Consider the following 12851-nt stretch of genomic DNA (forward strand, 5'->3'; position numbering starts at 1 on the left):
AAATGAAAAGTAAATTTAAAGCATGGCTGTTACTAGCTTTGGTATTCTTATTTTCGGGACTTAATGCACAGATCAAAAATCCTGTAAAATTCAAATTCACGGTTAACGATCTAGGAAATAATCAGTACGAAGCAGTTCTTAATGCAACGATGGAAAGTGGGTGGCATATTTACTCCAGAGATATTCCTGAAGACACGGGAATTCCTACAGAATATAAAGTCTCCGGTAAAAATATTGAACTGATCGGAAAATTTCAAGAGGTCGGAAAAAAACATGAAGAGTTTTCCGAAGCTTTTGGAGGAACCATTGTCTTTTATTCTAACTCCGCAGGCTTTAAACAAAAATTCAAACTTAAAGACCCTACAAAACCAGCTGATGTTATAGCAGAAATTACATACCAAACGTGTGACGACAGGGTTTGCCTTGCTCCTAACACTTTAGAATTCAACCAAAAGGTTACTCCAAAAGGAGCAACAGAAGAAGTGACTCCTGAAGCGACTACAGAAATTGCTAAAGATTCTACAAAAGCGGCAGTAACGGTTGTAGAAAACCCTGCTAAAAGTGAGATTACAGTAACACAAGGGTCTCATTTAGATCCGAAACAATTAAAAATAGAGACCATAGATTTCAAAAAACCTCTTACCGATTGTGGTACTAAGTCTTCTGAGGTAAGCGAAAACTATTGGACTTATTTATTTCTAGGATTTATCGGAGGTTTAATAGCTTTATTAACACCTTGCGTTTTCCCAATGATTCCTTTAACCGTTTCATTCTTTACAAAAGGAAATAAAAATAAGGCTAAAGGGAAAAGAGATGCACTTATTTATGGATTTTTTATTCTTTTAATATTTGTTTTATTAAGTGTACCATTCCATTTAATTAATGGAATTGCAGGAAATATTTTCAATGAAATTTCCACTAGTGTGTGGCTGAATATAGCCTTTTTTATCATATTTATCTTCTTTGCAGGTAGTTTCTTCGGGTATTACGATATTACATTACCGAGCTCTATTGCTAATAAATCTTCCAAAGCTGAAGAAGCGGGAGGGATTATTGGTATTTTCTTTATGGCTCTAACATTGGTGATTGTTTCATTCTCTTGTACAGGGCCAATTTTAGGAAGCTTACTGGGAAGTGCCGTTACCGGGTCTACCAATGTGCCTATGCTCTTAACTTTTGCTTTAGCTGGTTTCGGATTAGCTTGGGCAATCATCTTCGGACTTTTGGCATTATTCCCTCAAGCGTTGCAAAGTCTTCCAAAATCAGGAGGCTGGATGAATACCGTAAAAGTAGTTTTAGGTTTCATTGAATTAGCTTTGGCTTTAAAATTTTTATCAAAAGCAGATCTAGTTTCCAAGACCTTCTTTTTGAAAAGAGAATTGTTCATTGTTATCTGGATCATTATAACCATTGGTCTTGCTTTATATCTGTTTGGATTAATAAGATTCCCTCATGACGATAAAAAGCCTAAAATCTCTATTACGAGAAAAATATTAGGTGTATTAGGTGTAGGCTTTGTGATTTATCTAATTCAGGGATTAATTCCATCGGAACGTCCAAAACTTCAATTATTAAGTGGAATTCTGCCACCATTGAACGTAAGTTATTTCCATGACGAAAAAGATGGAATCTTAGGAATGCATCCTGAACACGATTTCTTCAACGCTGTGGAATTAGCAAAAAAAGAAAATAAACCCATCCTGATTGACTTCACAGGTTACGGTTGTGAAAACTGTAGAAAAATGGAAGAGTTCGTTTGGAGTGAACCGGATATTCTTCCTATCCTTCAAAACGATGTTGTTCTTGCCTCTCTTTATGTAGATGATAAGGAAGAACTTCCGGAAGACCAAAAAACTAAAATTGATCTTGGAGAAGGACAAATTAAAAAAGTAAAAACAATCGGTGACAGATGGAGCTTATTCCAGCAGGTAAATTTCAATAACAATTCCCAGCCCCACTATGTGTTGGTGACTCCGAACGGGAAAGTAATCAATACTCCTGTATCTGGTTACATGCCAAAAGAGGATTTCAAAAAATTCCTTGAATGTGGTGTTAATTATTACAAACAGAATAAATAGTTTTTCTATTTAAAATAAATACAGCCTTATCAATTCATTTTGATAAGGCTTTTTTAATCGCTTGATTTTAACAACATTTAAGTATAAATCATTAATGAAATAATTAAATTGTTGACATTTTAATCATTTAGGTATAAACTTTGTATAGATTTCCTCAAATAAAGAATAATTACTCAGTCTTTATTAAAAACCGTTTAACATTTAAAAATTGTACTTATGGCTGAAGTTATCGCACAAGAGAAATCAGGAGGAAAACAACGGAAAAAACCAATCCGTATTGATATGACTCCAATGGTAGATTTAGGGTTTTTATTAATTACCTTTTTCATGTTTACTACCAATTTTACAAAACCCAATGTAATGGATCTGGGATTACCTGCGAAGGATCATAATCCTAGCCCCATACCTTCACCAGTAGATATTGATACTAAAAATCAAATAACATTTATTATTGGGAGAGACAATAAAGTATTTTATCACCAACAGGCGAAAGAAGATTTAAACACCAGTAACTTAAAAGAAACAAATTTCAGTGGATTAAATATCTCTAAAGTCATTTCTGAAGCCTACAATAAAGCTCCCAGAAAAGAAATTTTTACTATCATTGTAAAGCCTACAGATGATTCGAACTATAAGAACTTTGTAGACATGCTGGATAATATTGCGATTTCTAAAAAAGAACGATATGGCGTTACAGACATCAAACCCTGGGAGAAAAAAGTTTATGAAGAATTAACAAAATAAAAGAGAAAGGGCATTTTAACAATGCTCTTTTTTATTTACTTTTGAGGATACAATTTTTATTCTTCGATGAAAAATATCATAATCATTGCTGCCATTACAGCTCTACTTGTTTCTTGTTCAAAAAAAGAGACACAGTCAACTCCAAATCAAACAGACAGCATTAAAATTATTGATTCTATTAATGCCGCCCGAACAAAAATAAATGACAGTATTAAAAGTAAAAATCATTTTAAAGATTTTAGCGGAGATCACAAATTTACCCATAACCTTATCAAAAAGTCCGGCTCTGTCAATTTCCAAAAGACAGAAGGTGAAAAGGATCATTATAAAGTTCTCGGAGATATAAAATCAGGAAAAGATTATGTCCATATTGAAGGCTACATGAAAGTTGTTTCTGACAAACACATGAATTTCACAGGAAGTGTTTCACAAAGCATTTCTGAAAATGAAAACGGAAAAATAGACATAAGACAAGGCACGAAAACTTTCTTATCTAAAGATGGTGGAAAAACCTGGAGACTTCAGGATATGGTAAACGGCTCGGGATTTGTTGATTATATTGACATTCACTTTTAATATCGAAAGCATGCTGAATTTTGAAAAAAAAGGAAACGGAAAAGAAACGTTAGTTCTTCTTCACGGCTTCATGGAAAATCTTTCTATCTGGAATGATATGGAACCTCATTTGTCTGAAAATTTCAATATCCTGAAAATTGATTTACCAGGTCATGGACAATCTGAAATTTTAGCAGATATTCACACCAGTGAACTTATGGCTGACGAAGTAAAAAAAGTTCTGGACAGCCAAAAACTTGAAAAAGTTCACTTATTAGGGCATTCTATGGGAGGCTATGTATCATTAGCCTTTGCTGAAAAATACCCCGGATCACTAAAAAGCTTAACCTTATTTTTCTCTACTTACCTTCCTGATGACGAAGAGAAGAAGAAACAGCGTATAAAAAGTTATCGCATTATTCAGGAAGCATTTCCAAATTATGCAAAAGCAGGAGTTCCTAATTTATTCAACCCAAATGAAAGAGATATTTTAGAAGGAAAAATAGAAACTGCATTAGAGGTTGCACTTTCTACGAATAACCTCGGAGCTCTCGCATGTGTAAAAGGGATGGTCGAACGTACAGATAAAAGGCACGTATTGGAAAACCTTGAAGCTAAAATTCTGGTCCTATCAGGGAAACATGACAATGCTGTAAAAACAGAAACAACAATCAACAACCTTCCTGATAGAACAAACATAAAATCATACATCCTGGATTGTGGGCATAATGGGCATTGGGAAAAGCCAAGTATCTGCGCAGAAATAATCAATACTGAGCTACTACACAATATGCCTAAGAATTTAGTTTTATAAAAGATAAAGCTTAGATTATCAAAAGGTAGTAACAGAAAAGACATCTTCTCGTAAGAAAGAATTACGCCATCTGATTTCAGCCAATTTCAATCGGGTCTATTAAAATTTCTTTATCTTAGTGAAGATTAATTTTCTCAATGAGTTTACTCTCTTTCAACAAAAAGGAATCTATTATAGGCTTGACGCTCTCTGGCGGAGGAATGCGTGGAATTGCTCATATTGCCGTACTAAAAGCGTTAGAAGAATACGATTTAAAACCACAAATCATCTCTGGAACCAGTGCTGGCTCTATTGTAGGAGCTTTTTACTCTTTTGGTAAAACGCCTGACGAAATGATGGAGATCGTAAAGAGCACTACTTTTTTTTCAAGATCTTATTTAAAGCTTTCTAAAAATGGGATTTTCAGTTCAAATTTTATTTTAAAATTATTTACGGACCATTTCCCGGAAGATGATTTTAAAATTTTAAAAATCCCGGTATACGTCGCTGCAACAGAAATGACTCAGGGAATTGTAGATTTCTTTTCAGAGGGACCTCTTTTCCAACCTCTTTTAGCATCTTCCAGTGTGCCATTTGTACTTCCACCTGTAAGGATAGGAGAAAAAATATATGTAGATGGAGGTGTCTTAGACAACCTACCTATCGGACCCATTATTGATAAGTGTGATTTCCTGATCGCATCTCATGTAAACTCAATAAGTTATGACGAACTAAAGAATATGAGCTTATTAAAAGAATTTGATAGAATCCTCCATTTAGCCATTGCAAAATCGGTTTATTCCAAGGTCAATTATTGTAATATTTTCTTAGACCCACCCAAAATGACCAAATTTAGCCTATTCAATAAGAAATATATGGATGAAATGTTTCAACAGGTTTATGAATATGCGTGTATTGAGCTGGAAGAAAAAGGATACACTAAATTGAAAGTTGAAAATTGAAAATTGAAAACTATCACAGCAAAGAGCCATTTAGCTTTTTTGCAATTTTGCCCCTTCCTTCTGTTTTCCCTTATAAATTCTCTTCGCTAATTCTCGCTTTGAAAGTTTCAAGCGTATCCGGTAAAGACTCATTAGACTTTCCTCCCGCAGCATTGATGTGTCCTCCTCCATTGAAATACTTTCTTGAAAACTGATTGACATCTACATTGTCTTTACTTCTGAAAGAGATTTTAATGAAATCTTCATACAAATCCTCCATAAAGAATGCAGACATTTTTACCCCAACGATGCTTAATCCATAATTAACAAAACCTTCGGTGTCCCCTTTTTGGAAACCATATTCCTGAAGTTCTTTTCTGGTAAGATATAAAACGGCTACCGTACCCTCATTTACCACTTCTATTCGACCTAGAATTAGAGCCAATAAGTGCAAACGAGAAACTGTATTAGTATCCCAGGTATTTGAAGTAATCACAGAAGGATCAGCTCCTTTTTCAATTAGGTTCGCAATGATACGATGCGTTGTAGCACTTGTTGAACGAAAACGGAATCCTCCGGTATCTGTCATGATTCCTGTGTAAAGACATTCAGCAATATCTTTATTCACTAAAGCTTCATCATTCATAGCCTCAATAAAATGATAGATCATTTGCGAAGTTGCAGGAATAATTGTGTCAGAATAAACATAATCAAATGCTTCAGGTTGTTGATGATGATCAATAAGAATCTTCTTTGCTTTAGCTTTTACCAACCAATCTCCTAAAATTCCAATTCTTGAAGGCGAATTAAAATCAAGGCAGAAAATAACATCAGCTTCATTTATCAGATCGAATGCTACTTTTCTTTTATATTCAGCAACAATACTTTTTCTGGCCTCTGGCATCCATTTAAGAAACTTAGGAAAATCATTCGGAACAAGTACTTCTGCTGCAATACCTTTAGCATGTAAATAATGTTTTAAACCTAAACTGGAACCAATAGCATCACCATCCGGATTATAGTGAGTCAGAATAACTATTTTATTTTCAGGACTAAGAAGCGTTTTTATTTCTAAAAGTTCAGAAGGTGTAAACATCATTATGTTTTTTTTAAATTTGAGTTTCCAAAGATAGAGCTTTTAAATAAATCAACAGACATTAATTTAAATAACCTCAGCAGCCCTTTTTGGAGCTAACACCATAAATATTAGCAAAAAAACATTTGAAATAATTTCAAAAAAAAACAATATAAATTTGTAACTTCTAAAAAAATATTTATCTTTGCAACCTGAAAAATAAATAGATAATTACGATTTAAATATATAGTAATGAGTAAAAGAACATTCCAGCCATCAGAAAGAAAAAGAAGAAACAAACACGGTTTCAGAGAAAGAATGTCAACGCCAAACGGTAGAAGAGTTTTGGCTGCAAGAAGAGCTAAAGGCAGAAAGAGTTTAACTATAAGTGCTGCACGCGCTAAGAGATAATCTCGAAATTATCATATACAAATCATGCTTGAAAAGAAGTTTTTCAGGCATTTTTTGTTGTTAAAATTTACTAAAATTTAGGTTCTTTAAGTTTCTTTTTTCTATTTTTAAAATCTGAAAAGATTTTTTTTAGAAATCGCCCTTTTAAAATTAAATTATGCCACATACAAATATATCAGGAGACAGCATTATAAGTTTGCAACATGCAAAAATTGCTCAAAAAAGCTTTACTGTTCTTTCCGACGTTAATCTCAATATTAAAAAAGGAAGATTCTGCTATCTGATTGGAAAAACAGGATCAGGTAAAAGCTCTCTTTTAAAGACTTTGTACGGGCATATTCCTTTAGCATCAGGACATGGAGATGTAGTAGGTTTTGATCTTGCTAAAATGAGAACATCCGACATCCCGAACCTGAGAAGAAAATTAGGAATTGTATTTCAGGATTTCCAATTGCTTTCTGATAGAACGGTAGAGAAAAACTTGAAGTTTGTTCTGGAAGCTACAGGATGGAGTGATAAGATAAAAATGGAAGATCGCATCAATGAAGTTCTGGGGAGTGTGAATATGAAAAGTAAAAAGCACAAAATGCCACACGAACTTTCAGGAGGTGAACAACAGCGTATAGCCATCGCAAGAGCGCTACTCAACCATCCGGATCTTATTCTTGCAGATGAGCCAACCGGAAACCTGGATCCAGAAACCTCTAATGAGATCATGACATTACTAAAACAGGTTGCTTTAGAAAACGGAGCTGCAGTAGTAATGGCAACTCACGATTACCATATGATTCAAAATTTTCCAGGGGAAGCTATCAGATGCGAAGACGGAAAGGTATCAGTACTTGATACTACAGAATTATTCGAATAATTATTTACCGAAAATATGAAACTCTTTTGTGAGTTCAAGATATTGGTCCGAGTATTTTCTCGGACTTTTTTCTATTACAAAATCAGATTCTTCAATCTCATTCTCAAATAAAGAAAATTCCAATATCAGCCTTTTTATTTTTGAATGCTCTATCCCTTTAATATTAATTCTTCTGGCTAAAAACAAATTATTTTCAATTGCAATTTTTAGAAAATCTTCACCTATTTCAGCCGGAATGATCACCGAAAAAATTCCGTTCTCAGAAAGTAATGAGGAAGCTTTTGATATTAATTGATGGAAATTCAACTCAATAGTCTGTCTGGCTATTTTGTCTTTATCAGAATCAGACTCCTCGAAATAAGGCGGATTGGAAACAATCAGATCAAATGTTTCTTCGGTTTCTAAAGTCTTAAAATCCTGACAGATATTTTTTAACCTTGTACTAAAAGAAGAATTTTCAAAATTCTCTTTAGTAATATTGACAGCACTCTCCTGAATATCCAATCCCAGAAATTCCGCATTGAGATTTCTCTGAGCCAACATCAATGAAATCAAACCAGTTCCTGTTCCGACTTCCAAAACCCTCATTGCTTTGTTTACACTGGCAAGAGCACCCAGCAAAACCCCGTCAGTCCCCACACGGAAAACTTCCGGAGACTGCAGAATATCAAATTGTTTAAACTTAAAAGGTCTCACTATAGATTGGTAGGCAATGTGATTGTAAATGTAGAGCCTTTATCAACTTCTGATTTCACTGAAATCTCACCTTTATAATCTTCTACCATTTTTCTTACCATCGATAAGCCCAATCCCATTCCACTGTTTTTTGATGTGAAATTCGGTTCGAATATTCTTTCATACATATTATCTGGAATACCTACCCCATTATCCTGTACAGAAATCATCACTCTTCTCTGATGCTGCTCTATATCCACATTAATTATCAATTTCCGATCCTCGCTTTGCGCCTGCTTTGCATTCGTAACAAGATTCGTAATGATTCTGGAAAGATAAATCTTATCCATATTAATCATAATATTCCCTTTGTTTGTATGAACAAAAACACTGTCATCACTAAAAACACGAAGAATATCTTCTACTTCTGCGTTAAGATTGATCGTCTCATTATTTTTCTCAGGAAGTTTTGCAAACTCTGAAAAAGCAGAGGCAACTGTAGCAATCAGATCAATTTGATCCACCATTGTTTTACTCATCAGCTTTACCCGCTCTGTCACATTAGGATCCTGTGGATCAAATTTTCTTTCGAAATTCTGAATGGTCAGCTTCATAGGTGTCAGAGGGTTTTTAACCTCATGCGCTACCTGCTTAGCCATTTCCCTCCAGGCTTCTTCTGAAGCTTTAAAACGAAGCCTCTCCTTCTGATCCTGAATCTGAAGGATCATCCTGTTATAAGCCCTTGCTAAAGCATTTAGTTCATCATTCTTGTAATATCTAATAGGTCGCATTTCATTTTCAAATAATGTAATACGGGTAATCATATCAGAAAATTTGGTAATGTTTTTCGCCAGACTGTTAGACGTCACCCAACTTATCCAGATACTAAATATAATCAGGAAAAAATCTACCAGAAGAATGTATTTAACATACTGATGAAGCACTTCCAGATAAGCCGATTCATTATGATACAATGGAATATAAACAATTCCTACAGGTTCCAAAACATTATTTTTCAAAACCATGTATGAAGAAGTAAACACAGCATCTTTTGACTGATCATACCCTTTAATATCCACTCTTGCGTCAGTTGCAAGTATTCTATTGACAATATCTACCGGAATTGATTTCTGAGAAATAAGCCCCTGATCTTTATTAGAAAGTAAATAATGACCTTTTAGGTCATAAATAACAATATCGTGCTGATTAATATCCGCAATTTCAAAAATTTTATTCCCTAAAACCTGTGGGAGATCTTTCGTTTCAAGAATAGTACTACTTACAGCATAATCCAGAAACCTCATAACGGCACTGGTCTTTTCCTGCATGTCTATTTTACTTTGTTGTAAAGAATTATTTCTTAAAACAAAGTATGGAACGAGGGATGAAGCAACAACACTTAAAAGACATACCAGCAAGAAACCGAAAAACACACGATTTCTCAAGCTATATCCTTTGTATTTATTAATTGCCATTCTGTTTATTAATTAACCTAGCAATATACTTACCAATTATATCAAATTCAAGATTTACTTTATCACCTATTTTTAAATGCTGCATATTGGTAAACTCCCAGGTATAAGGAATAATTGCTACCGAAAATTGATAATCTTCACTTTTAGCTACCGTTAAGCTTATTCCGTTCATTGTAATTGAACCCTGAGGAACAGTTACAAAATCTCCATCATTATCATATTTAACAGTTATAAAATAACTTCCATCTTTATTTTCAATTCCTACAACTTCTCCTGTTTTATCAACATGTCCCTGAACAATATGCCCATCCAGTCTTCCATCCATCTTCATACAACGTTCAAGATTTACCACTGTTCCAACCTCCCATTTTCCAAGATTTGTTTTTTCCAGTGTTTCATTTATTGCTGTTACAACATATTGATCATTTTTAACTTCTACAACCGTTAGACAACAACCGTTATGTGCTAGACTTTGATCTATTTTCAATTCATTGGTAAAAGGACATGTTAAAGTAAAATCTATGTTACTCCCCTTTTCCTCAATTTTCTCAATAACCCCTACTGCTTCAATAATTCCTGTGAACATATTATTTTTTGCTAAATTTGTAAAATTATAATCTTCAAAGATAATCAAAATGAGTCCAAAAAACTATAAAGTACGAGTAGGAATTTCAATCGGTGATTTCAATGGCATCGGTCCTGAAATCATTATGAAGTCTTTGAAAGACAAAACCATTACGGACTTTTTCACTCCCATTATTTTTGGTTCAGGGAAACTTTTCACCTATCAGAAAAATATATTCAAACTGAATCTGAATTTCAATTACATCAACGAAGCTTCACAAGCTCAGCCAGGAAAACTCAATATGGTCAACCTTGCTAAAGATAATTCTAATGTAGAGCTCGGGACTCCAACAGAAGAATCCACACATATGGCGATTTCTTCCCTGGAAGCTGCTACAGAAGCTTTAATGAAAGGAGAAATTGACGTGCTTGTAACAGCACCCATCAATAAGGACGAGATGATGAAAATGGGGTTCAAACATGCCGGACATACAGGATATTTTGAAGAAAAGTTCAATAAGAAAGGACTTATGTTTCTGGTAACCGATGATTTAAAGGTAGCCGTTTCTACTCACCATATCCCGATTGTGAAGGTAGCAGAAAATATTTCTAAAGAAAAAATCAAAAAACAAATCAGAGCCTTAAACCAAACATTAATTGAAGATTTTTGTATTCAAAAACCTAAAATTGCTGTATTAGGATTAAACCCACATTCTGGAGATGGAGGCGTAATCGGAAATGAAGAAATAGAAATCATCAGCCCAGCCATCAAAGAACTTTCAGATAATGGAATTTTAGCTTTTGGCCCATTTCCGGCAGACAGTTTTTTCCAACCTAGTAAATATAAAAACTTTGATGCTGTCTTAGCCATGTATCATGATCAGGGACTTGCTCCATTTAAAACTTTAGCTTACGAAGAGGGGGTAAATTACACTGCTGGACTACCCTTTATCAGAACATCTCCAGACCATGGAGTAGCTTATGATATTGCCGGAAAAAATATAGCTGATGAACAAAGTTTTACTGAAGCTATTTTCACAGCAATTAAAATTTTCAAGAACAGAAGTGAGTATAACGATCTAATGAGCAATAGAATGCAGCCAAGGAAAATGGTTGTAGACAATGGAATAGATGAAGACCTACCTGATGAAAACGAAGGCTAGAGAGATCAAATACATTTTAAATTAATTTGTTTGACATTTTATTTGTAATTATAAAAAAAATGCATATTTTTGCACACTCATTTTATGGACAAGTTAAGAAACTATGACGTAAGCTTTTCCGGATTAAAAAACGGCAAGCATCAGTTCAAATTTGAGATAGATCAATCGTTCTTTCAATTATTTGACACTGAACAGGAATTTACAAATCCTAGAATTAATGTAGATGCTTTATTAGAAAAGCATACGACTTTTTTAGAATTTGAAATAAAAATAGATGGAATTGTAGAATTAATATGTGATATTACAAACGTAGAATTCGATCATCCCATTGAGAATGAAATTAAAGTATTGGTAAAGTTTGGAGAAGAATATGATGATAGTGATGAAAACGTTATCACCATTCCAAGTACAGACCATGCATTTAATATAGCTCAGTTAATTTACGAAAATGTGATGCTTTCCATACCTATGAAAAAGATATCACCGAATGTAAGTGATGAGGATTTAAAAATCCTTGACCAGTTTAGTCCGAAAGAAATTGAAGAGGAAGAACATGAGAGTGACCCTAGATGGGAAGCGCTTAAAAAATTAAAAGATAAAAATTAAAATAATTTAAATATGATGAGATGATGAAAAAAATCTCATCGCTCATCAAATTAAAAAAGTTATTACAAAATGGCACATCCAAAGAGAAGACAATCGTCCACAAGAAGAGATAAGAGAAGAACTCATTACAAAGCTGTAGTTCCTCAATTAGCAAAAGATGCAACTACAGGTGAACTTCACCTTTATCACAGAGCTCACTGGCATGAAGGAAAACTTTACTACAGAGGTAAAGTAGTATTGGAAAAAACAGTGGAAACTACTGAAGAAAACTAAGAGGTAACTTTTCAAAAAACCTCATTTTAATACAAAAACCGCTCAATTTTGATAAAATTAGGCGGTTTTTTGTTGTTTTTTATGTTTTTTTGGTATCTTTGGCTCAAAATCAAATATCAAATTTATGGACATTAAAGACATACAAAATCTTATTAAGTTTGTATCGAAAGCTGAAGTTTCAGAGGTGAAATACAAGACTAAAGATTTCGAAATCACTATTAAAACTCCATTAGCAGGAAGCGAAGTGAACTATGCACAACCAGCGGTTTACCACACTGCAGCTCCACAACAAGTAGCAGCTCCTGTACAAGCTGTAGCAGCAGTTACACCTGCTGAAAAAACTGAAGCAGCTTCTGACGACAGTAAATATGTGACTATTAAATCTCCAATGATCGGTACTTTCTACAGAAAGCCATCTCCAGATAAAGATGTTTTTGTAAATGTAGGTGATGAAGTTTCTAACGGAAAAATTGTTTGTGTAATTGAAGCAATGAAATTATTCAACCAGATAGAATCTGAAATCAGCGGAAAAATCGTTAAGATATTAGTAGACGATGCTACGCCTGTAGAATACGACCAACCATTATTCCTAGTAGATCCATCTTAAGGAATTTTAGATTAAAGATTATA

General features: G+C 34.0%; 15 protein-coding genes. 11 read left to right on the plus strand and 4 right to left on the minus strand.

Features of this window, described 5'->3' with window-relative positions; translation table 11 throughout:
- Positions 1–2 precede the first annotated feature (2 nt).
- From JHL15_RS20645 to JHL15_RS20665, 5 genes are all read left to right on the plus strand, one after another.
- Positions 3–2078: a protein-disulfide reductase DsbD family protein gene (locus JHL15_RS20645; RefSeq protein ID WP_200248956.1), complete on the plus strand. Its 2076-nt coding sequence runs from the start codon at positions 3–5 to the stop codon at positions 2076–2078.
- Positions 2079–2294: 216 nt separating this feature from the next.
- Positions 2295–2822 (plus strand): biopolymer transporter ExbD, encoded by a 528-nt coding sequence (locus JHL15_RS20650; RefSeq protein ID WP_200248959.1) that lies wholly within the window; start codon positions 2295–2297, stop codon positions 2820–2822.
- Positions 2823–2888: 66 nt separating this feature from the next.
- The gene (locus JHL15_RS20655) at positions 2889–3398 is read left to right on the plus strand and encodes a hypothetical protein (RefSeq protein ID WP_200248962.1); all 510 of its coding nucleotides are present in this window, start codon (positions 2889–2891) and stop codon (positions 3396–3398) included.
- 10 nt (positions 3399–3408) lie between these two features.
- A complete protein-coding gene (locus tag JHL15_RS20660) occupies positions 3409–4191 on the plus strand; it encodes an alpha/beta fold hydrolase (RefSeq protein WP_200248964.1) in 783 nt (260 codons plus the stop codon).
- A 137-nt stretch (positions 4192–4328) separates the two neighbouring features.
- Positions 4329–5132, plus strand: coding sequence for a patatin-like phospholipase family protein (locus JHL15_RS20665; protein WP_200248966.1), 804 nt, complete (start codon positions 4329–4331; stop codon positions 5130–5132).
- A gap of 70 nt (positions 5133–5202) precedes the next feature.
- On the opposite strand, the gene JHL15_RS20670 is transcribed toward JHL15_RS20665, so the two are convergent.
- Entirely contained in the window at positions 5203–6207 is a 1005-nt protein-coding gene (locus tag JHL15_RS20670; protein ID WP_200249230.1) for a DHH family phosphoesterase, read from the minus strand.
- Positions 6208–6438: 231 nt separating this feature from the next.
- On the opposite strand from JHL15_RS20670, the gene rpmH reads away from it, so the two are divergent.
- Positions 6439–6597, plus strand: a complete 159-nt coding sequence (gene rpmH, locus JHL15_RS20675) for a 50S ribosomal protein L34 (RefSeq protein WP_034681061.1) — start codon at positions 6439–6441, stop codon at positions 6595–6597.
- Between the two features lie 157 nt (positions 6598–6754).
- Entirely contained in the window at positions 6755–7465 is a 711-nt protein-coding gene (locus tag JHL15_RS20680) for a cell division ATP-binding protein FtsE (RefSeq protein ID WP_089027955.1), read from the plus strand.
- On the opposite strand, the gene JHL15_RS20685 is transcribed toward JHL15_RS20680, so the two are convergent.
- From JHL15_RS20685 to JHL15_RS20695, 3 genes are read right to left on the minus strand one after another with little or no spacing between them, the layout of a single operon-like run.
- A complete protein-coding gene (locus JHL15_RS20685) occupies positions 7466–8161 on the minus strand; it encodes a tRNA1(Val) (adenine(37)-N6)-methyltransferase (RefSeq protein ID WP_200248968.1) in 696 nt (231 codons plus the stop codon).
- Entirely contained in the window at positions 8161–9615 is a 1455-nt protein-coding gene (locus JHL15_RS20690) for a sensor histidine kinase (protein WP_200248970.1), read from the minus strand. Before JHL15_RS20690 ends, JHL15_RS20685 begins: the two co-directional genes overlap by 1 nt.
- Positions 9605–10201 (minus strand): riboflavin synthase, encoded by a 597-nt coding sequence (locus JHL15_RS20695; protein ID WP_200248972.1) that lies wholly within the window; start codon positions 10199–10201, stop codon positions 9605–9607. The genes JHL15_RS20690 and JHL15_RS20695 overlap by 11 nt, the downstream gene beginning before the upstream one ends.
- A 49-nt stretch (positions 10202–10250) precedes the next feature.
- On the opposite strand from JHL15_RS20695, the gene pdxA reads away from it, so the two are divergent.
- From pdxA to accB, 4 genes are all read left to right on the plus strand, one after another.
- Positions 10251–11342, plus strand: coding sequence for a 4-hydroxythreonine-4-phosphate dehydrogenase PdxA (pdxA, locus tag JHL15_RS20700; RefSeq protein WP_200248973.1), 1092 nt, complete (start codon positions 10251–10253; stop codon positions 11340–11342).
- A gap of 84 nt (positions 11343–11426) precedes the next feature.
- Entirely contained in the window at positions 11427–11948 is a 522-nt protein-coding gene (locus JHL15_RS20705) for a YceD family protein (protein ID WP_200248974.1), read from the plus strand.
- A gap of 69 nt (positions 11949–12017) precedes the next feature.
- Positions 12018–12221 (plus strand): 50S ribosomal protein L32, encoded by a 204-nt coding sequence (gene rpmF / locus JHL15_RS20710; protein WP_034681046.1) that lies wholly within the window; start codon positions 12018–12020, stop codon positions 12219–12221.
- Between the two features lie 124 nt (positions 12222–12345).
- On the plus strand, positions 12346–12828 hold the full coding sequence (gene accB / locus JHL15_RS20715) for an acetyl-CoA carboxylase biotin carboxyl carrier protein (RefSeq protein ID WP_200248975.1): 483 nt from the start codon (positions 12346–12348) through the stop codon (positions 12826–12828).
- The last annotated feature ends 23 nt before the right edge of the window (positions 12829–12851 follow it).

This window comes from Chryseobacterium paridis (genome assembly GCF_016595215.1).
GTDB classification, from domain to species: Bacteria; Bacteroidota; Bacteroidia; order Flavobacteriales; family Weeksellaceae; genus Chryseobacterium; species Chryseobacterium paridis.

Bases quoted from the DNA above. Each gene is read 5' to 3' on its own strand.
- JHL15_RS20695 (WP_200248972.1), bottom strand. From the start codon at position 10,201: ATGTTCACAGGAATTATTGAAGCAGTAGGGGTTATTGAGAAAATTGAG.
- JHL15_RS20650 (WP_200248959.1), top strand. From the start codon at position 2,295: ATGGCTGAAGTTATCGCACAAGAGAAATCAGGAGGAAAACAACGGAAA.
- accB (WP_200248975.1), top strand. From the start codon at position 12,346: ATGGACATTAAAGACATACAAAATCTTATTAAGTTTGTATCGAAAGCT.
- JHL15_RS20645 (WP_200248956.1), top strand. From the start codon at position 3: ATGAAAAGTAAATTTAAAGCATGGCTGTTACTAGCTTTGGTATTCTTA.
- JHL15_RS20670 (WP_200249230.1), bottom strand. From the start codon at position 6,207: ATGTTTACACCTTCTGAACTTTTAGAAATAAAAACGCTTCTTAGTCCT.
- rpmH (WP_034681061.1), top strand. From the start codon at position 6,439: ATGAGTAAAAGAACATTCCAGCCATCAGAAAGAAAAAGAAGAAACAAA.
- JHL15_RS20690 (WP_200248970.1), bottom strand. From the start codon at position 9,615: ATGGCAATTAATAAATACAAAGGATATAGCTTGAGAAATCGTGTGTTT.
- JHL15_RS20660 (WP_200248964.1), top strand. From the start codon at position 3,409: ATGCTGAATTTTGAAAAAAAAGGAAACGGAAAAGAAACGTTAGTTCTT.
- JHL15_RS20665 (WP_200248966.1), top strand. From the start codon at position 4,329: ATGAGTTTACTCTCTTTCAACAAAAAGGAATCTATTATAGGCTTGACG.
- JHL15_RS20680 (WP_089027955.1), top strand. From the start codon at position 6,755: ATGCCACATACAAATATATCAGGAGACAGCATTATAAGTTTGCAACAT.
- JHL15_RS20705 (WP_200248974.1), top strand. From the start codon at position 11,427: ATGGACAAGTTAAGAAACTATGACGTAAGCTTTTCCGGATTAAAAAAC.
- JHL15_RS20655 (WP_200248962.1), top strand. From the start codon at position 2,889: ATGAAAAATATCATAATCATTGCTGCCATTACAGCTCTACTTGTTTCT.
- pdxA (WP_200248973.1), top strand. From the start codon at position 10,251: ATGAGTCCAAAAAACTATAAAGTACGAGTAGGAATTTCAATCGGTGAT.
- rpmF (WP_034681046.1), top strand. From the start codon at position 12,018: ATGGCACATCCAAAGAGAAGACAATCGTCCACAAGAAGAGATAAGAGA.